This window comes from Streptomyces sp. NPDC048248 (assembly GCF_043201875.1).
GTDB lineage: Bacteria > Actinomycetota > Actinomycetes > Streptomycetales > Streptomycetaceae > Streptomyces.
Genome location: NZ_JBICZL010000008.1, coordinates 15,835 through 34,593, shown reverse-complemented (window position 1 = coordinate 34,593; position 18,759 = coordinate 15,835). Strand labels below are relative to the sequence as shown.

Annotated in this window: 17 protein-coding genes; 3 read left to right on the top strand and 14 right to left on the bottom strand. The window is 72.6% G+C overall.

Annotated elements, in window-relative coordinates:
- Positions 1–27: 27 nt before the first annotated feature.
- Positions 28–381: a VOC family protein gene (locus tag ACGFZW_RS18280; RefSeq protein ID WP_393894159.1), complete on the top strand. Its 354-nt coding sequence runs from the start codon at positions 28–30 to the stop codon at positions 379–381.
- Positions 382–501: 120 nt separating this feature from the next.
- Here the strand turns inward: ACGFZW_RS18280 and ACGFZW_RS18275 are convergent, their stop codons facing one another.
- Genes ACGFZW_RS18275 through ACGFZW_RS18240 form a run of 8 tightly spaced genes read right to left on the bottom strand, consistent with a single transcriptional unit; the run spans position 502 to position 8,264 of the window.
- Positions 502–894 carry a hypothetical protein gene (locus ACGFZW_RS18275; protein ID WP_393894158.1) on the bottom strand — a complete coding sequence of 131 codons (393 nt, stop codon included), beginning with the start codon at positions 892–894 and terminating at the stop codon, positions 502–504.
- A 47-nt stretch (positions 895–941) separates the two neighbouring features.
- A complete protein-coding gene (locus tag ACGFZW_RS18270; RefSeq protein ID WP_393894157.1) occupies positions 942–1,541 on the bottom strand; it encodes an MBL fold metallo-hydrolase in 600 nt (199 codons plus the stop codon).
- Between the two features lie 6 nt (positions 1,542–1,547).
- Positions 1,548–3,044 (bottom strand): alpha/beta hydrolase family protein, encoded by a 1,497-nt coding sequence (locus tag ACGFZW_RS18265; protein ID WP_393894156.1) that lies wholly within the window; start codon positions 3,042–3,044, stop codon positions 1,548–1,550.
- A complete protein-coding gene (locus tag ACGFZW_RS18260) occupies positions 3,041–4,381 on the bottom strand; it encodes an MFS transporter (protein ID WP_393894155.1) in 1,341 nt (446 codons plus the stop codon). The genes ACGFZW_RS18265 and ACGFZW_RS18260 overlap by 4 nt, the downstream gene beginning before the upstream one ends.
- A 9-nt stretch (positions 4,382–4,390) precedes the next feature.
- Positions 4,391–4,855 carry a MaoC family dehydratase gene (locus ACGFZW_RS18255; protein ID WP_393894154.1) on the bottom strand — a complete coding sequence of 155 codons (465 nt, stop codon included), beginning with the start codon at positions 4,853–4,855 and terminating at the stop codon, positions 4,391–4,393.
- A gap of 49 nt (positions 4,856–4,904) precedes the next feature.
- On the bottom strand, positions 4,905–6,404 hold the full coding sequence (locus ACGFZW_RS18250; RefSeq protein WP_393894153.1) for a long-chain fatty acid--CoA ligase: 1,500 nt from the start codon (positions 6,402–6,404) through the stop codon (positions 4,905–4,907).
- Between the two features lie 19 nt (positions 6,405–6,423).
- A complete protein-coding gene (locus ACGFZW_RS18245; protein WP_393894152.1) occupies positions 6,424–7,296 on the bottom strand; it encodes an amidohydrolase family protein in 873 nt (290 codons plus the stop codon).
- Between the two features lie 5 nt (positions 7,297–7,301).
- On the bottom strand, positions 7,302–8,264 hold the full coding sequence (locus ACGFZW_RS18240; protein WP_393894151.1) for an SDR family NAD(P)-dependent oxidoreductase: 963 nt from the start codon (positions 8,262–8,264) through the stop codon (positions 7,302–7,304).
- A gap of 203 nt (positions 8,265–8,467) precedes the next feature.
- On the opposite strand from ACGFZW_RS18240, the gene ACGFZW_RS18235 reads away from it, so the two are divergent.
- A complete protein-coding gene (locus tag ACGFZW_RS18235) occupies positions 8,468–8,893 on the top strand; it encodes a MarR family winged helix-turn-helix transcriptional regulator (RefSeq protein ID WP_393894513.1) in 426 nt (141 codons plus the stop codon).
- Positions 8,894–8,990: 97 nt separating this feature from the next.
- Here the strand turns inward: ACGFZW_RS18235 and ACGFZW_RS18230 are convergent, their stop codons facing one another.
- Complete coding sequence (locus ACGFZW_RS18230; protein WP_393894150.1) at positions 8,991–9,623, bottom strand: TetR/AcrR family transcriptional regulator; 633 nt, start codon at positions 9,621–9,623, stop codon at positions 8,991–8,993.
- A gap of 173 nt (positions 9,624–9,796) precedes the next feature.
- Between ACGFZW_RS18230 and ACGFZW_RS18225 the strand changes: the two genes are divergently transcribed.
- Positions 9,797–11,410: an APC family permease gene (locus tag ACGFZW_RS18225; protein ID WP_393894149.1), complete on the top strand. Its 1,614-nt coding sequence runs from the start codon at positions 9,797–9,799 to the stop codon at positions 11,408–11,410.
- A gap of 173 nt (positions 11,411–11,583) precedes the next feature.
- On the opposite strand, the gene ACGFZW_RS18220 is transcribed toward ACGFZW_RS18225, so the two are convergent.
- The 5 genes from ACGFZW_RS18220 to ACGFZW_RS18200 are packed head-to-tail and all read right to left on the bottom strand — an operon-like array spanning position 11,584 to position 18,512.
- Positions 11,584–12,390: an SDR family oxidoreductase gene (locus ACGFZW_RS18220; RefSeq protein WP_393894148.1), complete on the bottom strand. Its 807-nt coding sequence runs from the start codon at positions 12,388–12,390 to the stop codon at positions 11,584–11,586.
- Complete coding sequence (locus ACGFZW_RS18215) at positions 12,387–14,474, bottom strand: acetate--CoA ligase family protein (RefSeq protein ID WP_393894147.1); 2,088 nt, start codon at positions 14,472–14,474, stop codon at positions 12,387–12,389. Before ACGFZW_RS18215 ends, ACGFZW_RS18220 begins: the two co-directional genes overlap by 4 nt.
- Positions 14,471–15,658 (bottom strand): Glu/Leu/Phe/Val dehydrogenase dimerization domain-containing protein, encoded by a 1,188-nt coding sequence (locus ACGFZW_RS18210; protein ID WP_393894146.1) that lies wholly within the window; start codon positions 15,656–15,658, stop codon positions 14,471–14,473. Before ACGFZW_RS18210 ends, ACGFZW_RS18215 begins: the two co-directional genes overlap by 4 nt.
- Entirely contained in the window at positions 15,655–17,355 is a 1,701-nt protein-coding gene (locus tag ACGFZW_RS18205; RefSeq protein WP_393894145.1) for a thiamine pyrophosphate-binding protein, read from the bottom strand. The genes ACGFZW_RS18210 and ACGFZW_RS18205 overlap by 4 nt, the downstream gene beginning before the upstream one ends.
- A complete protein-coding gene (locus ACGFZW_RS18200) occupies positions 17,355–18,512 on the bottom strand; it encodes an acyl-CoA dehydrogenase family protein (protein ID WP_393894144.1) in 1,158 nt (385 codons plus the stop codon). The genes ACGFZW_RS18205 and ACGFZW_RS18200 overlap by 1 nt, the downstream gene beginning before the upstream one ends.
- Positions 18,513–18,759: the final 247 nt, after the last annotated feature.

The following is an 18,759-nucleotide window of genomic DNA, read 5'->3' as shown; positions in this document are numbered from 1 at the left end:
AAGCCCCGGCGGGCCTAAGGTCGGCGGATGACCTTGGAATGGGAACAGGTACTTGTTCACTCGGTGGATCCGGCGGCCCTTGGGCAGTGGTGGGCCACGGCTCTTGGCTGGGTCGTGGTGCACTCCTCCGATGAGGAGTTCGAGATCCGCGCCGAGCCGGATCGCCTGCCGGGGTTGGACTTCGTCCGGATCGAGGAGAGCAAGAAGGCCAAGAGCCGACTGCATCTCGACTTCAGGCCTGATGACCAGGACGCCGAGGTGGCTCGTCTGGTGGCTCATGGCGCACAGCGTGTCGATATCGGCCAGGGTGAGCAGCCGTGGGTTGTACTGGCAGACCCCGAAGGCAACGAGTTCTGTGTTCTTGGCCCGCGGCGTCACTGAGGCTCACGCCTGGGTGGGGTGGATGGCGAAGCATTCGGGGTGGGCGTTGCGGCCCTGACGTGGGGGCATCGTTGCCGGCCGGTAGCTCAACGAGGCGGCTTCCCCGGATGGCCTGCGCGATCACATGCGGTGACCCGGGGTGACGAGGATGTCTTCGGACGCGGCGACGACGAGGGTGGGGGCGTCGATGTGCTGGAGGTCGTCGCGGACGTCGAGGCCCAGCGCGAGGTCGATGTGCTGCCGGGTACCGGGAGGCAGGGCGGCGGCTGTCTCCTCGGCACGGCGGTCGGTGTCCGCGGCGCTCAGGTGGGCGAGGGCGGTTGGCCCACAGGACAGGGTGCATAGGGAGCGGCCGAGCAGGCCCGGTTCGGCGTCGCCGTCCAGCAGCCCTCGCCAGGTGCGCAGGGCCAGTTGCGGGCGCGCGTCCGCTCGTGCGAAGCCGGCGACGAGGGCGAGCGCGGCAGTGCGGTCACGGTGGCGGATGGCGTGGCGTACGGCGATGGCGCTGCCCACGGCGTACCCGACGGCGGTGGTACGAGCCTCGGCCCGGGGTGCGTCCTTCAGAGCGATTCGCCGGGCGCGAGATAGCGGTAGCCGTGCCGGGTCTCCTCGGCGAGCCAGCCGTTGACGCTGCTGAGGCCGCGCTCGTTGATCTGGGCGTCGTGAATCGCGAACGCCCGCCGCGGGGCGACGGCCTTGACGAAGTCGATCGCCTCCGCCGTCTTCATCCACGATCCCTGCACCGGCACCAGGAGGGTCTCGACGGGCTGTTCGGGCACGTGCAGCGAGTCCCCCGGGTGGTAGATCGCGTCGTCGACGACGTAACCGAGGTTCGCGCAGTCCGGTTGGCCGCCGTAGACGACCGCGTGGCGACCGCCGACGGCCCGGACGCGGAAGCCGGCCGCGGTGAACTCCGCACCGGGGGAGACCCGGTTGACCTCAAGCCCCCCGGGGATGTCCGCCTCCCGGGGGGCGTGGACCGGCACGCCGAGGCCGGCCAGGCGGAGGACGTCGATGTGATCGGTGTGTTCGTGCGTCACCAGCACGGCGTCGGCTCCGGTCAGGGCGGCGGGCTCGCTCCACGTCCCGGGATCGATGACCAGTACCCGGCCCTCGTGTTCCAGCCGTACGCACGCGTGGGTGTACTTGGTGATGCGCATGACGTCTCAACGTACCGCCGCTGTGGAGGGTGCCCGGCGGGGCGGAGAGCCTTCGCTGTGGCGGGGTTGTGTCCGGTTCTCGCTGCCGGGCCACCCGTCGGATCCGTCGCCCGGCGTCCGTGCCGGGTAGTACGGGCGTGGATACCGCGCGGGCACATACGGCAGGTAACGCGCCGGCGAGGCCGGATCCGCCGTCCGCGCGGAGGCGTTGAGGGCGTGGGGTGAGGTGTCGCCCCAGTGCCCGGTGTGCACGCGGTGGTCGAGAGCCTTCACCGCGGCGGCCAGTTCGCCGGGCGAGAAGGTGCAATGCCCGGCATTGTCGACGTACGCCTGCCGCAGCAGCCGGGAGCTGCCGGTGCGGTCGGCGGCGTGCCGGTAGGCGCTCTCGGTCTGGACCGGCACCAGGGGGTCGCCGGTGGTGTGGATGTTCAGCTGTGGTGTGCGCAGCCGCCCCGACAGGGTCAGGTTGCGCTCGATGTAGGCGACGGCCTCGTGGTCCGCACGGATGCGGGGGGCCTTCGCGAGTGCGCGCAGGTCGCCTTGGAGGGAGAGCCCTGCCGTCTTGTAAAGGTCCTTCACCTGTTGGTAGTTGACCGAGTGGCGCAGCATCTGCGAGTAGTCCACGCCGGTGTTCCAGGACATGTTGCCGCCCGCGCGGGATTCGGCCTCCTGACGCCAGGAGAAGGCGGGACCCGCGATGAGGGACTGGATGACCGGGTACTGCGCGCGCTCCGCGTCCGCCGGGTCCCCGGGCTCGGGGCGGGGCAGGTCCGGGTCGTTCCAGCTGGGGATGTTGTGCAGGGCGGCGGCGAGGGCGATGCGGGCGCGCCCCTGCTCGCCGCCCTGGGCACGCTGGACGACGGCGCTCAGTGCGGCGGACGCGTTCCGGGCCTCCCTCTGGTTCCGGAACCCCACGAGCGGGGTTCCGGAACCGGGGGCCAGCAAGGTCTTGAGGGCGTGGACGGGGTCGAGAGTGTTGTTCCAGTTGGCGACGCCGCCGTGCACGAGCCCGCACACGGACAGCGAGCCGTCGAGGCGATCGGAGTGGCGTTCGGCGAGGGCAGTGGTGACGAGCCCGCCGTACGACTCCCCCCAGGCGAGGGTGGTCCGGGCCCTGCCGACGCGGCGGGCGAACGCGTCGAGGGTGTTCAGCTGGTCGGGCACGGCCTGTTCGCCGGCCCAGCCGGTGGTGGCGTACGAGGATCCGGCGAGCGCGTAGCCGCGTCCGAGGAGCAGTGCGCGGGTCGCGTCGTCGGGTGCGTCGGCGGCCGGGTTGTCCATACCGGCGGGGCGGTAGCCGTGGCTGAAGAGGAGCACGGTGCCGTTCCAGTGGGCCGGCACGTCGATCACGTAGTCGGCGCCGGAGGCGAGCGTGCCGGTCAGATGGCGGGACTGTCCGCCGACTCCGTCGGCGAGGGCGGTGGCGGGCAGCCCGGTGGCGAGCAGTGCGGCGAGCGCGGTGACCGTGGTCCATTGCCTGCCTTTGCGGCGTGCGGTGCTCATCGGTGAGTTGCTCCTTTGGCGGGGGCGAGGGGTGCCGGTGGAGTGGCCGTGTCGAGCTGTACGCCGCTGGTCTCCTTGATGTGCCACAGGGCCAGCACCGTGATCGCCGCGGCGGTGACGAGCATCAGGGCGACCGGGACGCTGCTGTCGTAGGAGGCGACGAGCGCGCCCGCGACGAGCGGCGAGAACCCGGCGCCGACGAGGGTCGCGGTCTGGTAGCCGAGCGAGGCGCCGGTGTAGCGAACCGAGGTGGCGAACATCTCGGTGAGCAGGGCCGCGAGAGGGCCGTACATCGTGGACTGTGCGACGCCGTGGCCGAGCACGCAGGCCACGATCAGCAGCCCGGGGCTGCCCGAGTCGATGAGCGCGAAGACCGGGAAGGCGAGCGAGGCCGAGAGCACGGCGCCCGCCGCCACCACCGGCCTACGGCCGACGCGGTCGGACAGCGCGGCGGCGAGCGGCAGCGCCAGCAGCGCCGTGGCCGAGGCGAGGGTGACGCCGAGCAGCGCCTGGGGGCGGGTGTAGCCGTGCTGGACGGCGTAGGAGATGAGGAAGGTGGTCATGATGGTCTGCGCCGCGAACGGTGCGATCCCCACGCCCGCGCCGAGCAGTACGGCGCGGGGCTTGCGCAGGACGGCGAACAGCGGAGCCTTGGCGGTCTCCGACCGCTGTACGGCGGCCGCGAAGAGGGGGCTCTCGGCGATGGTGAGGCGGACGTAGAGCCCCAGACCCAGCAGCGCGATGCTGAGCAGGAACGGCACGCGCCAGCCCCAAGTGCGGAATTGCTCGTCCGGCAGGGTGGCGAGCGCGGTGACGACGGCCGTGGAGACGACCGTGCCGAGCGGCGCGCCCATCTGCGTCAGCGCCGTCCACCGGCCGCGCGGGCGCTCTCCGGCGTGCTCCGCGGCCATGAGCGTGGCGCCGCCCCATTCGCCGCCGATCGCGAGGCCCTGGACGACGCGGAGTACGACGAGCAGGACGGGCGCCGCGACGCCGAGGGTGTCATAGGTCGGCAGCAGGCCGATGGCGAAACTGCCGCCGCCCATCAGGCCCATGGTGAGCAGCATCATCGATTTGCGGCCCACCCGGTCGCCGAAGTGGCCGAAGAGGATGCCGCCGAGGGGGCGGGCGACGTATCCCGCGGCGAACGTTCCCAGGGATGCGACGGTGCCGACGGCGGGGTCGGCCGAGGGAAAGAACAGGTCGTTGAAGACCAGGGCCGCGAGGGTGCCGTAGACGAGGAAGTCGTAGAACTCGATGGTCGTGCCGAGGAGCCCGGAGAGGGCCACTCTGCGCAGTTCACGGTCGGAGGTTCCGGCGGGTGCGCGGGCAGTCATGGGGAGCCCCTAGGCGTAGAAGCGGGAGAGGCTGCGCAGGACGGCGGCAGGCTTGGGGCCGTTCTCGATCTCGATGGTGCCGTCGACCGCGATCTGCACGCCGTCACCCGGCACCTCGTCCACGGAGGCGAGCCGGGCCGCCAGCCGGATGCGGGAGCCCACCGGGACGGGAGCGGGGAAACGCACCTTGTCCAGGCCGTAGTTGACCTTGGTGGTGACGCCGCGTACGTCGAGCAGGGCGCTGAAGAGCGGGATGAAGAGCGAGAGGGTGAGGTAGCCGTGGGCTATCGGGGCGCCGAACGGGCCGTCGGCGGCGCGCTCGGGGTCGGTGTGGATCCACTGGTGGTCGCCGGTCGCGTCGGCGAAGGTGTTGATCCGCTCCTGGGTGATCTCGATCCACTCGCCGGTGCCGAGCTCGCTGCCGGCGAGCTTCTTGAGTTCGGCGAGGCCGTTGATGGTCACGGTGCTGCTCATGAGGTGCTCCTTGAGGTAAGTGGTATGCGGGTGTGCCGAGTTGGGGGCCTCAGGCGTCGTCGCCGTGGAGCTCCCGCAGCAGGGGCTTGCGGAGCTTGCCCGAGGCCGTGCGCGGCAGCGCGTCGGCGAGCCTCATGGACTTGGGCCTCTTGTAGGAGGCGAGGCGCCCGTCGAGGAAGGTGCGGAGGTCGTCAAGGGAGGGCGGCGCCTGCGGGTCGGCCGGGACGACCACCGCGCGGGGCACCTCGCCCCATGTCGCGTCGGGTACGCCGATGACGGCGCACTCCGCTATCGCGGGGTGGCCGGCCAGGGCGTCCTCGACCTCGGCGGGATAGATGTTCTCGCCGCCAGAGATGATCATGTCTTTGAAGCGGTCGACGATGGTGATGTAGCCGTCGGCGTCGACCCGCGCGGCGTCGCCCGTACGCAGCCATCCGTCGGCGCGCGCCCGCGCGCCCGCCTCCGGCAGGCCCCAGTACCCGGCCATCACGTGCGGCCCGCGCACCAGGACCTCCCCGGGCTCGCCGACGGCGGCGTCGGTGAGGTCGGCGCGTACGACGCGTACGTCGGTGAAGAAGTGCGGCACCCCGGCCGAACCCGCCTTGGCGACGGCGTGTTCGGAGTCCAGGAAGAGGACGCCGGGGGCGGCCTCGGTCATGCCGTAGCCCTGCTGGAAGGTCAGGCCGCGCCGCAGGTAGGTGTCGATCAGCGCGGTCGGTACGGGCGAGCCGCCGCACTGGAGGGTGCGCAGCGAGGACAGGTCGGCGGACGCCCAGCGCGGGCCTGCGGCGATCCGCTCGTACATGGTGGGGACGCCGAACATGGTGGTGATGCGCTGTTCCTCGATCAGGTCGAGGGTGCTGTCCGGGTCGAAGGACTCCACGAGGACGCAGGTGCCGCCCTTGAGCAGTACGGGGAGGGTGAGCATGCCGAGCCCTGCGGTGTGGAAGAGCGGGGCGGTCACCAGGGCCCGTTCGTCGGCGGCGAGGTCGGCGTCGACCAGGACGTTGACGCTGTTCCACACCAGGTTGGCGTGGGTGAGCACGGCGCCCTTGGGCCGCCCGGTGGTGCCCGAGGTGTACATGATGAGGCAGGTGTCGGTGCCGGCGACCGCCTCGTCCAGGGGAGTCGCCGGCGCGGCGGCGAGCAGCCGTTCGTACTCCTCGCCGGTCTCCACCGTCCGCTCCGGTGCGACGCTCTTCGGGACCAGGTGCGCGAGCTGCGGGGCGCGGATCAGCAGGCGGGCGCCGGAGTCGGTGAGCTGGAAGCCGAGTTCGTCCGGTGCGAGGCGGGTGTTGAGCGGAACGAAGACCGCGCCGAGGAGCCCTGCGGCGAACAGCGTCTCCAGATAGGAGGGGTGGTTCGGGCCCAGGTAGGCGACCCGGTCGCCCCGGCGGACGCCGTCGCGGCGGAGGGCGTGGGCGAGCCGGGCGGTGCGGTCGTGGAGCTGTGCGTAGGTGACGGTGGTGCCCTCGTGGACGAGGGCGGTGCGGTGGGGGGTCTTGCGTGCCCGGTGTGCGGGCCACGACCCCAGCCCCTCGTTGCGCATCGTCGCGCCCCTCTACGAGTTACGGGTGGGTAAGCCCGAGCAGGCGGGCGGCGTTGTCCTTGAGGATCTTCGGCCGGACGTGGTCCTTGATCGTGAGCTTGTCGAAGTCGGCGAGCCAGCGGTCCGGTGTCAGGACGGGGAAGTCCGAGCCGAACAGCACCTTGTCCTGGAGCAGGCTGTTGGCGTAGTGGACCAGCTGTGGCGGGAAGTACTTCGGGGACCATCCGGACAGGTCGATGTGCACGCCCGGCTTGTGGGTGGCCACGGCGAGCGCCTCGTCCTGCCAGGGGAAGGACGGATGGGCCAGGATGATCTTCAGGTGCGGGAAGTCGGCGGCGACGTCGTCGACGCACAGGGGGTTGGAGTACTTCAGGCGGATACCGCCGCCACCCGGGACGCCCGCGCCGATGCCGGTCTGGCCGGTGTGGAAGAGGGCGATGGTGCCGGTCTCCTCGATGACCTCGTAAAGCCCGTAGGCGAGCCGGTCGTTGGGGAAGAAGCCCTGGATGCTGGGGTGGAATTTGAAGCCCCGGACGCCGTACTCCGTCACCAGCCGGCGGGCCTGCCGGACGGCGGCCTTGCCGCGGAACGGGTCGAGGGAGGCGAACGGAATCAGCACGTCGGGATGGGCCGCGGCGGCCTCGGCGACCTCTTCGTTGGGCACCGGCGCGGTGCCGGTGGCGGACTCGGCGTCGACGGTGAACACGACGGCGGCCATGTTCCTTTCGCGGTAGTAGGCCGCCATCTCCTCCAGTGTCGGCTTGCGCTTGCCCTCGACCTTGAAATAGGCGCCGGACGCGTCGTGCAGGTCGTCGGCGAGGGAGGAATGCCCCCGGGCGGAGACCTCGGCGTGGGTGTGTACGTCGATCGCGGTGAGCGTGCTGACGTCCATCCTGTTCAGACCTCCGGGACGCGCGGGGCGGGGATGCCGACGGACTCCGGGCGGGCGCCCACCGAGGTGTGCCAGGCGTCGGCGATGGCCTGCGGGCTCCAGCCGCCGTCGGCGTACGCGGTGGCGGCCTCCCGCGGATGCGACCACAGTGCGAGCCGGTCCCCGCCGATGCCCACGCACTGCCCGGTCACATCACGCGCCGCGTCGGAAGCGAGGAAGGGGACGAGCGCCGCGCAGTCCTCGGCGGTGCCGAAGCCCTCGCCCTTGCGCAGGAAGTCCGGCAGCGGCGTGCCCTGGCCCAGCGCTCCGACGTACGGCGCGAAGGCGGGAATGGTCTCCGTCATCGCGGTGGCGGCCACCGGCACGACGGCGTTGACCGTGATCCTCGCCTTGGCCAGCTCCATCGACCAGGTACGGGTCATCGCGGCGATCCCGGCCTTGGCCGCGGCGTAGTTGGTCTGCCCGAAGTTGCCGCGCTGGCCCGCGGGGGAGCCGACGAGGATCAGGCTGCCGCCGTCGCCCTGTTCGCGCATCCGGACGGCGGCGGCGCGGGCACAGGTGAAGGTGCCTTTGAGGTGAGTGGTGATCACCGCGTCGAAGTCGTCGTCGGACATCTTCCACAGCACCCGGTCGCGGAGGATGCCCGCATTGGTGACCAGGACGTCCAGCCGCCCGAACTCCTCGACGGCACGGCCCACCAGGCGGTCGGCGGCCTCGGCCGTGCCCACGGCGACCGCCTCGGCCACGGCGCGCCCGCCGCTGTCGCCGGCGGCCTCGGTGACGGTCTTGGCGGCGTCCTCGGCGACGGCCTCCTCCAGGTCGTTGACGACCACGGATGCCCCGGCGCGGGCGAGGGCGGTGGCGTAGGCGAGGCCGAGGCCGCGGCCGGAGCCGGTGACCACAGCGACCTTGCCGGACAGGTCAACAGTGTGGGAAGCAGGGGGAGTTGGGGCATTGCTCGGTGCCATGCGGGAGGTCCCTTCGGTATGCGGTCCGGCGAAAGGAAGCTAAGTCCAATAGTTGTTGACGTCAATAGTTGTTGCCGACTCGAATGTGTGGCATGCTGACCCTGGCGGCGCCCCGCCGTTCCCCGTGCACGGCCACGACCACGGAGTACGTCATCAGCACCGAACCCACCCCCAGCGCGCCCCTCGACGCGGACGAGCCCTGGATGCGGGGCCTGTACGCCGACACCGGCTACCTGCTCTACCGGCTCGGTCTGCGCTCCGGTCAGCTCTTCAACGCGGCCCTCCAGGAATCAGGCCTCCGGCTCCGCCACTACGCCCTGCTGCGCTACCTCGCCACCGTCGAAGGCGCGCTCCAGCGGGAGTTGAGCGCCCGGCTCGGCTACGACCCGAGCGCCATCGTCGGACTCGTCGACGATCTGGAGGAGCGGGGCTTCGTCGAGCGCGCGCCAGCTCCCTCGGACCGTCGCAGCCGGGTCGTCGTGCTCACCGAAAAGGGCGAGGCGTTCCTGCGTGACACGGACGAAGCGAGCCGCCGCGTGACGGAGAGCCTGACGGCACCCCTGCCCGCCGCCGACCGCGAAACCCTCCAAAACCTGCTGCACCGCCTCGCGCGCCCGGAGGCGACCTGACGGGACGGGCCGGCGCGACGCCGCGCCGCCGGAGCTCGATCGCCGCGTCGATGCCTGGGATGACCGCCACGGCCCCGTATCCGCGGCCGGCTCGGGCCTAGTCGCCGGAGGTGCCGGTGGAGTTGCCGCTCCCGGTCGTGTCGAGGCCCAGTTCGCGGGTGAGGGCGTCCTCGACCCACGCCGGCATCGTGCGGCGTGGCAGCGCACCCGCGTAGGTGATCGCCTGTACGGCGAAGCCGTCGAGCAGGGCGGTCAGCCGCCATGCCGCGCCCTCCGCGTCGGTGCACGCGAACTCGCCGGCGGCCGCGCCCTCCGCGATGACCTCGGCGAGTGCCGCCTTCCAGCGCCGGTCGAGGTCCTGGGCCACGTCGCGCAAGACGGGCTCGCGCAGCGAAGCGGCCCAGCCCTCGATCCACAGCTTCCAGCCCTTGGCCTGCCCGGTGGGGGAGTACCAGCGCAGCGCGGCGCGCAGGCGGCGCAGGGCGCTGCCGCGCCGGCCGAGGAGGGACCGGAGGTGGGCCAGATCGGCCTCGGCGGCGTAGCGGAAGGCTGCCGCGACGAGCTTCTCCTTCGTCGCGAAGTGGTAGAGCACCAGCGCGTTGCTCACCTCGAGTTCGGCGGCGACGTCGGCCACCCGCAGTGCCGCGACGCCGCGCTGCTCGATCTGCCGCACGGCGGCGCGCAGGAGTTCCTCGCGCCGCTCTTCCACGCTCAAACGTACCCTCGCCACTCCGTCACCCTACTCAGTGGTCGGAGCCCGGCGTCCGCTCGTCGTTCCCGAAACATCGCGACGACCCCTTGACCGGCCTGTGCGGCGGCCTCCACAGTCTGCTCTTACTGACTGCGCGTTCAGTCAGTTTAGTTGGTCGCCGCTGAACGCCACGCCCGTAGGAGGCCGTGCCCGTGACCCCACCCCCGTCCCCGCCGGAAGGCAACGCACCCGATCTGTCCGCGGGTTGGCGCGAGCAGCGCTCCCGTCTACGAAAGGACCTGCGCCGGCTCGATGTCTTCTTCTTCCTGGTCTGCACCCTCGTCGGTCTGGACACCATCGGCTCGGTGGCCGCCGCCGGGCCACAGGGGCTGACCTGGATGGCCGTGCTGGCCGTCGTTTTCTTCCTGCCGTACGGCCTGCTCGTCGCCGAGCTCGGTTCGTCCTTCCCCGTGCAGGGCGGGCCCTACGTCTGGACCCGGCTCGCCTTCGGGCGGCTGACCGCCGGGGTCAACCAGGTGCTCTACTGGCTCTCCAACCCGGTCTGGCTGGGCGGCAGTCTGTGCATCATCGCGCTGACCACCTGGGAGCAGTTCTTCACGCCGCTGCCGGGGGTGTGGAAGTACCTCGCCGGGCTGGTGTTCATCTGGGCGGGTGCGCTGGCGGTCGTCCAGTCCGTGCGGATCGGCAAGTGGGTGCCCATCGCCGGTGCCGTGGCCCGGATCGTGCTCCTCGGCTTCTTCCTCGTCTCGGTGATCCTCTACGCCGTCCGGCACGGCGTGCACCCGCTGCCTCCCGCCGAGTTCGCCCCCACGTACGTCGGGTTCGTGGCCCTCGTCCCCGTCCTGATCTTCAACTACGTGGGCTTCGAACTGCCCAGCACCGCCGCAGAGGAGATGACCAACCCCAAGCGCGACATCCCGCTGTCCATCCTCCGCTCCGGGATGGCCTCGCTGGTGCTCTACGGCGGTCCGATCCTGGGCATCCTGTTCGTCCTGCCCAGCGACCGGATCGGCAGTCTCGGCGGCTTCATCGACGCCTGCAAGGCGGTGTTCACCGTCTACGGGGGGCACATCTCGGACGACGGCGCCGTCACCCTGACCGGTTTCGGATCCGTCCTGGGCAGCATCGCGGCTGCCGGGATGATCGTCGGCGTCCTCACCAGCGGCGTCACCTGGGCCATGGGGGCCCACCGGGCACAGGCCGTCGCCTGCGCCGACGGCGCCGGGCCCGCCTGGCTCGGCCGGTTCTCCGAGCGTCACGGCACTCCGGTCCGGGTCAATCTGCTGTCGGCGGTCCTCGCCTCCGTTCTGCTGATCGTGGCGCTGAACCTGACCGACGGGGACGGGGAGAAGTACTTCGCGGCGGGCCTCGGGCTGACCATCAGCACCACGTTCATCTCCTACGTGATCACTTTCCCGAGTCTGCTCGTGCTGCGCCGCAAGTACCCGGACACGCCCCGCCCGTACCGCGTGCCGGGAGGCCGCGCCGGGGTCTGGGTGGTCACCGTCCTCGCGACCGGGATGGTCGCCTTCACCGTCGTGGTGCTGATCTGGCCCGGCTTCGGGGTCGGCTGGTTCGGTACGGAGGGCTCGTCGGCGGCCTCCCTCCCCGAGAGTTTCGCGGGGCAGCGGCTGCAGTACACCCTCAGCCAGGTCCTGCCGTTGCTCCTCTTCCTCGGGGTGGGCCTGCTGTTCGCCGTACTGGGGGCGCCGGCCCGCCGCCGTAGCCGGGCCATCGAGGCCGCCGCCCGCGCCGAGCGGGGTGAGGACGCGGGGGAGCAGGCCGCGTCGCCGGTGGAGCAGTAGCGGCGGGTGCGGGGGCCGGGCCGGGAACCGGGGGCGGTGGATGCCCCCGGCCTCCTGTGATGGTCGGTAGGGCGCGCTGGGGACCGACGTTCAGGCGACCCTCTCGGCATGCGAAAGTCCCACGGCCCGCGCCCGGTTCGACGGGAACGGGCCGCGGAGGCCGATGGGGGCGGCTACACGCCCGGGACGGTGGTCCGCCCGTACACCTGCTTTCCGAGCCACTGTCCGCCGTCCACGGTCAGGCACTCGCCCGTCACGTACGCCGCGCGGTCGCCGAGCAGGAAGAGCGCGGTATCGGCGATCTCCCGCGGGGTGGCGAAGCGTCCCGCAGGGACGCCGGAGAGGACCGCCGCACGGGCCTCCTGCGTCGCCCACAGTGCCGCGCCCGCGCCCTCGGTCTCCGTGGGGCCCGGAGCGATGCAGTTCAACCGGATGCCGAGCGGGGCGAGTTCGACGGCCAGGGTGCGGGTCATGGCCAGCACGCCGGCCTTGGCGGCGGCGGAGTGCACCGTGCCGGGGTGGCCGTGCCAGGCGTAGGTCGCGATCACCGACAGGATCGCGCCGGGCGTGCCCTGCTCGCGGAGTTGCCGGGCGGCGGCCCGGGTGCAGAAGAAGGAACCGTTGAGCACGATGTCGACGACGGCGCGCCAGCCGTTGGGACTGAGGTCGATGCCGGGCGTGACGAAGTTCCCGGCCGCGTTGTTGACCAGGCCGTCCAGGGCGCCGAAGTGGTCCACGGCGCGGGCCACGAGCGCGTCGACGGCTTCGGGGTCGCGTACGTCGGTCGGTACGGCCAGGCCCTGGGCGCCTGCCTCATGCAGCAGGCGGACGGTCTCCGCCAGCTTTCCGGGGGTGCGTCCAGCGACGACGACGCGCGCACCCGCCGCCCCCAGGGCGAGTGCGATGGCGCGCCCGATGCCGCTGCCGCCGCCGGTCACGACGTAGGTGCGGCCCGGGAACTCCTGGGTGGCGGGGGTCATGGTCGATCGCCTTTCGTGCGGGCCGCCGCCGGAACGGCGTGGGCGTCCAGCGCCAGCACGCCACCGGGATGGCAGAGCAGGGGGTTGATCTCGATCTCGGACAACTCGGGGTGCTCGCAGGCGAGTCGGCCGAGCGCTACCAGTGCGTGTGCCGTGGCGTCGAGATCGACCGGCGGCGCACCACGCCAGCCGGCCAGCAGGGGCGCGCCCCGCAGCGAGCGCAACAGGTCGCGAGCGCGGTCGAGCGTCAGCGGGGCGAGCGCGAGCGCGGTGTCGGCGAGCAGCTCGGCGGTCACCCCACCCATGCCGGCCATCAGCACGGGACCGAACGCCGGGTCCCGGCGCACGCCCGCGATGAGCTCGACCGCGTGCGGCGGCGCGGCCATCGCCTCGACCGCGAACGCCGAGGCGCCGGTCACCGCTGCCATCCGGGCGAACGCCGCACGCAGCGCGGCCTCGTCGCGCAGCCGCAGCGCAACGCCACCTGCCTCGGTCTTGTGGGCCAGGCCCATGGCCTTGAGGACCACGGGATAGCCGATCCGGCGGGCGGCGCGCGCCGCCTCCTCGGCGCTGTGCACGAATGTTGCCTCCGGGAAGTCCACGCCGTACGAGCGCAGCAGGGCGCGCATCACCGGGTACGAACCGTCGGCGACGGGCCGCGCGAGGCTGCCGGGGCCCGCCCCCGCCGGCGGCGGATGCGAGGAGCGCCGTTGCCACAGCGCGGCGTTGGCGAGGGCGACGGCGGCCTGTTCCATGCGTTCGTAGACCGGTATGCCGTGCTCGCGCAGGACGGACAGGGCCGCGGTGTCCCGCGCCATCGAATGCACCAGCAGCGGCCGTCCGTGTGTCGTGACCAGCGCCGCCAGCTCACGGGCGGTCGCGCACTCACGCTCCTCCTGAGCCGCGTTGGCCGTCGCGTAGTCCCCGAAATAACCCGTCAGGACAGCGGCATCGGCCTCGCCGCTCGCGAGCAGGGCCCCGCTGACGCGCACGTAATTGCCGAGATCGGCCTCGCCCGCTCCGGCCAGGTCGACGGGATTGCCGGCCGGGACGCCGGCCGGCAGGTGCGCCGCGACAGCAGCCGCCGCGCCCGGTGAGAGCCGCGGCACGTCGAGACCGTGTGCCGTCAGCGTGTCCGCCGCCAACGCCCCCTGGCCGCCGCTGTCCCCCGCGACGGCCACCCGACGCCCCCGGGGGAGTCGGGGGGCGAGCAGGGCGACGGCCGTGTCGACCAGCTCGCCCGCGCTGTTCAGCAGCAGTGCGCCCGCGTCCCGGCAGACGGCCGCGACGGTGGCGTGCGCGCTGACCAGGGCACCCGTGTGGGAGGCTGCGGCCCGCCCGGCGGCCTCGCTGCGGCCCGCCGACAGCAGGAGCACGGGCTTGCCCGCCGTCCGTGCCGCCGCCAGGGTCGCGGCCATGCGACGCCCGTCCCGGAAGTCCTCCACGTACGCGGCGATCACCCGGGTCGGCGGGTGCGGGATCAGTGCTTCGAGGGCGTCGGCGGCATCGAAGTCCGCCTGGTTGCCGAGCGAGACGAAACGGGACACGCCCTGTCCGGCACGGGCGAGCAGCCGCGCCGTCTCCAAGGCGAGGTTGCCGCTCTGGGAGACCATGCCGACGTCCCCCCGGGGGAAGTCGCCCCAGGTGAGCCTGAGTTCGCTGGCGGTGTCGACGACGCCCATGCAGTTGGGGCCGAGCAGCCGAGCCCCGTGCGCGGTGACGAGCGCGGCCAGTTCCCGGTCCTCGGCCGCCGTCCCGGGACCCGACGTGATGACGGTGAACCAGCGGGCGCCGGCCGCCACCCCGTCCGCGACCACCTGGCGGACGCCGGACCGCGGCACCGCCACGACGATGTGCTCGGGCGGGCCCGGCAGCGCCGTGAGAGCGGGCAGGAAGGGCACGCCCCGCAGGCTGCCGCCGCGCCGGTTGACGAGGTGGACGGTGCGGCGATGGCGTCCCGAGAGGGCGCCCACCGCGAGCCGGTAACCCCATTTCTCCGGGTTGTCGGACGCCCCGACGACGGCGACGCTACGTGGATCGAACAGCGGCTCCCAGGCCGTGGCGTCGGGTGGGGAGCCGGTCACCTGTGGTATCCGTAGCGCTCGGTGATCTCGGGGAGCCGGTCGGCGACCAGGGCGTGCGCGGCGGCGCGCGGCGTGCTGCCGTCGGCCGCGGCACGGGCCAGCATCCGGTCGATCAGCCGCCGCATCGAGGTGCGGATATGGGTGAACGCCTCCTCCGGATCGGCGCCGATGTCCCCGAAGAGGGTCCACCACCACCACGCGTTGGTGGCGGAGTTCACGACGACGTCCGGCAGCACGGTGATGCCGCGAGCCGCCAGCAGCGCCTCCGCCTCCGGCACGACCGGCATGTTGGCCGCCTCCACGATCCAGCGTGCGGTGATGCGTTCCTGGTTGGCCGCGTGCACGCAGTAGGAGACGGCCGCGGGGACGAGGACGTCGGCGTCGGCCGCGAGCCACGCCTCGGGCGGCAGTTCCACATCACCGGGACGCAGCGCCGTACGGTCCATGGCGCCGAAGGCGTCGCGACCGCGCAGCAAGGCCTCGACGTCCAGACCGCGCGGGTTGGCGACCGTTCCCTTCACATCGGCGACGGCGACGATCCGCAGACCGGCGCGGGCCAGGAAACGGGCGGTGGCTCCTCCCATCGTGCCCAGCCCCTGGAGCGCGACGCGGGTGCCGCGGTACGGCGTCCCGGCTCGGTCGAGGGTGGCCAGCACCGCCTCGGCGACCCCGCACCCCCCGGCCAGCTCGTCCAGTCCGATGCCGTCCACCTCGGCGGCGAAGGCGTCGGCCAGCCGCTTCCGGGCGGCACGTTCGTCGTCGAGCAGTGGGTAGACGGCCTGGATCGAGGAGACCAGCCCGGCCTCCGCCGCCGCCTTGTCCACCAGGTCCTGGGTCAGGCCCAGGTCCTCGCCGGTCGTCCAGAACTGCTCGATGTAGGGGCGCGTCGCCTGGAGGTAACGGGTCAGCACGCCGTACGCGGCGGGGTCGTGCGGGTCGCAGTCGATGCCGCCCTTGGCGCCGCCGAGCGGGATGTAGCGGGCCTCCGGGTCGTAGTGGAGGGCTTCCTTCATGGTCATGCCGCGGGCGAGTCCGGTGACCTCCTCCAGGGTGCAGCCCGCCCGCATCCGCAGTCCGCCGCTGGCCACACCGCGCACCAGACGGTCGACGACGAGGTGGCCACGGTGGCCGGTGAGCGGGTCGGTCCAGGTCAGGGAGATCAACGGGGCGGTGCCTGCGCTCATGGGTGTGCTCCTCCGGTGGGGGCGGGGCCGGTGCGGTCGGTGTGTCGGGTGCGCTCGGCCGGTCCTGTGGACCCGGTCGGCTCGGGGACGGTGATCACGGTGGGGCCCGGCACCGTCAGCGCGGTGCGCAGCGCGTCGGCCAAGGCGGCGGGCGTGTCCGCCCGGGTGCCCTGTCCGCCGTACGCCCGGGCGAGGGCGCTCAGATCGAGCGGCGGACGGTCGACGGCCACCGGGGCATCGCCACGGGCGGCCATCTCGTCGCGGATCTCCCCGTAACCGCCGTTGTCGAAGACCACGACGGGCAGGGGCATGCCGAGGTCGGCCGCGGTCGCCAACTCCTGCACGGTGAACTGCAGTCCGCCGTCGCCGCTGAGCGCGACGACCGGCCGTTCGGGGGCGCCCGCCTTGACCCCGACGGCCGCGGGCAGCGCGTAGCCCAGCGTGCCGAAGCCCGTGGGGTGGAGGTAGCGGCCCGGCGGGTCGACGGGGAGGTGCGGGAGCGCGCCGTGGTAGCAGCACTGCGCGCTGTCGGAGGTCCAGACCGTGTCGGGCGGCAGAACGGACCGCATCGCCGCGAGGAAGGGCAGCCGTCGGGTGTCGCGTGTGTCGAGCGTGGCGTCGGCGGCCGACCGCAGTGCGGCAGTCGAGCCGAGGACGGGCACGGACCCGCCCGGTTCCGTATCGGGGCCCGACCCACCGGCCGGCAGGGCGAGTTCGCCGAGGAGTCCGCGCAAGGTCTCCTGCGCGTCACCCACCAGCGGGATGTCCGCGGGGTGGCCCGCGTACATCTGGGCCGGGTCGATGTCCACGCGGATCAGCGCGCCGGTGAGCGCGGGCAGCGCGGACCACAGGTCCGATTCGGCGAGTTCGGTGCCCACGGCCAGGATGGCGTCGCATTCGGCGAGCCACTTCTGGACTTCCGCACTGTGCAGGCGGACACCGAGCGCGAGCGGATGCGACTCGGGGAACGCCCCCTTGCCGTTGGCGGTGGTGACCACCGGGACGCCGAGGCGTCCGGCCAGCTCCCGCACCTCGTCCTGCGCGCCGTGGGCGCCGCCGCCGAGCACCAGCGCCGGCCGCCGGGCCCGGCTCAGGACCTTCGCCGCCGCCCGCAGGCTCTCGGGCCGCGGGCGCGGTGGCAGGTGCGGCGGCGCGAGGCGGGCCGGGCCGGCGGGGGCCTCGGCCGTCAGCAGGTCGAGCGGGACCTCGATGTGTACGGGCCGGGGCCGCCGGGAGCGGAAGCGGGTGAAGGCACGGGCGACCGCCGCGTCGATCTCCTCGACCGAGGTGACGCGGTGGCTGAAGGCGGTGAGATGCCCGAACGCCTCGCTCTGGCCCGGCATCTCGTGCAGGGCGCCGGTGGCCAGGCGCGGGTGACGCAACGGCATGCCGGGGGAGACGACCAGCAGCGGAACGCTGTCGGAGTGGGCCTGGCCGACCGCCGCCGCGATGTTGAGCAGGGCGGGCCCGGTGGTGGTGATCGCGACGCCGGGGCGGCCGGTCGCGCGGGCGTAGCCGTCCGCGGCGTACCCGGCGCCCTGTTCGTGGCGGGGCGCGATGTGCCGGATCCCGTGGGCCGCGAGATGCCGGTAGATTTCCAGGTTGTGCGTGCCCGGGATGCCGAAGGCCAGGTCGGTGCCGTGGGCGGCGAGGGCGCGGACGAGAGCCTCGCCTCCGGTGACCGTGCGCGCGGCCATCACAGGCCCCGGGCGATGACGAGCCGCATGATGTCGGAGGTGCCCTCCTCGATCTCCTCCAGCCGGGCGTCGCGCATCCACTGCTCGACCGGGTACTCCCGTGAGTACCCCCAGCCGCCGAGGGTCTGAACCGCGGCCCAGGTGCAGTACGCAGCCGTCTCGGAGGCCGTCAGCTTCGCCATGGCGGCCTCGGTCGTGGCGTCCAGTCCGGCGTCCAGCCGCTTGGCGGCGCGCCAGGTCATCAGCCGGGCCTGCTCCAGCCGGTTGCGCATGTCGGCGAGCCGGAAGGCGACGGCCTGGTGCTCGATGATCGGCTTGCCGAACTGCGTCCGCGTGCGCGCGTAATCGACGGCGTACTCGTAGGCGGCGCGGGCAACTCCGGTGGCGGCGGCACCGAGCACGGTGCGGGAGATGTCGAAGGTGCGCATCAGCCCGCGGAAGCCCTCGCCCTCCGCGCCGAGGCGGTTCTCCGCCGGCACGAAGGCGTCCTGAAAGAAGATCTCGCGGCAGACGATGGCGCGCTGGCCCATCTTGCGCATCGGCTCGCCGAAGGCGACGCCGGGAGTGCCCTTGCGGAGCAGGAACGCGGACACGCCGCGCGCGCGTCGGGTGGGATCGGTCTTGGCGAAGACGACGTATCGATCGGCTTCACCGGCGTTGGAGATCCAGGCCTTCTGACCGTTGAGCAGGTAGCCGCCGTCCGTCCTGGTCGCGGTGGTGGTGATGGCTGCGGCGTCCGAGCCCGCGCCCGGTTCCGTGGTGGCGAGCGCGGTCATGGGTGTGTCGGCCCCGGCCAGGGGTGTGAGCCAGGTCCGCTGCTGTTCCTCGGTGCCGAGGGCGAGCACCGGGTCGGCGAAGAAGCCGTTGGAGCACAGGAGGTTGCCGATGCCGAGGTCGCCGACGCACAGCTCCTCCTGGACAAGGACCTGGGTGAAGACATCCGTGAAGCCGCCGCCGCCGTACGCCTCGGGGAGCATGAAGCCGGTGATGCCGACCTCGGCGGCGGCTCGCCACAGGTCCCACGGGGTGACGGTGTCGGCCTCGTCGACCGCGCGGGCCCGCGGCCGGATCTCCTCACGCGCGAAGGCCCTGGTGAGGTCGACGATGTCGGACTGCTCGGGGGTGAGCGGGACCAGTTCGACGGGGAGCACGGACACGGTGCCTCCAGGAGGGGCGGGCGGCAGAAGAGTTGCTGAACCGCGAGTTACTGAACCGCCAGTCAGTATCCGGAGCGGCGAAGGGGGGTGTCAACGGATGTGGTGCTGAATTCCCGTTCAGTAATAGGGAGGAGACGGGGTCCTCTCAGGTGCGGCGGCACTGCGGGCCCCTTGCCGGTCACACGGCGACCGCCGCCCCGTGACCGGCCCGCCGGCAGGCCCCCGAAGCCTCCCGGGGAGACGGCCC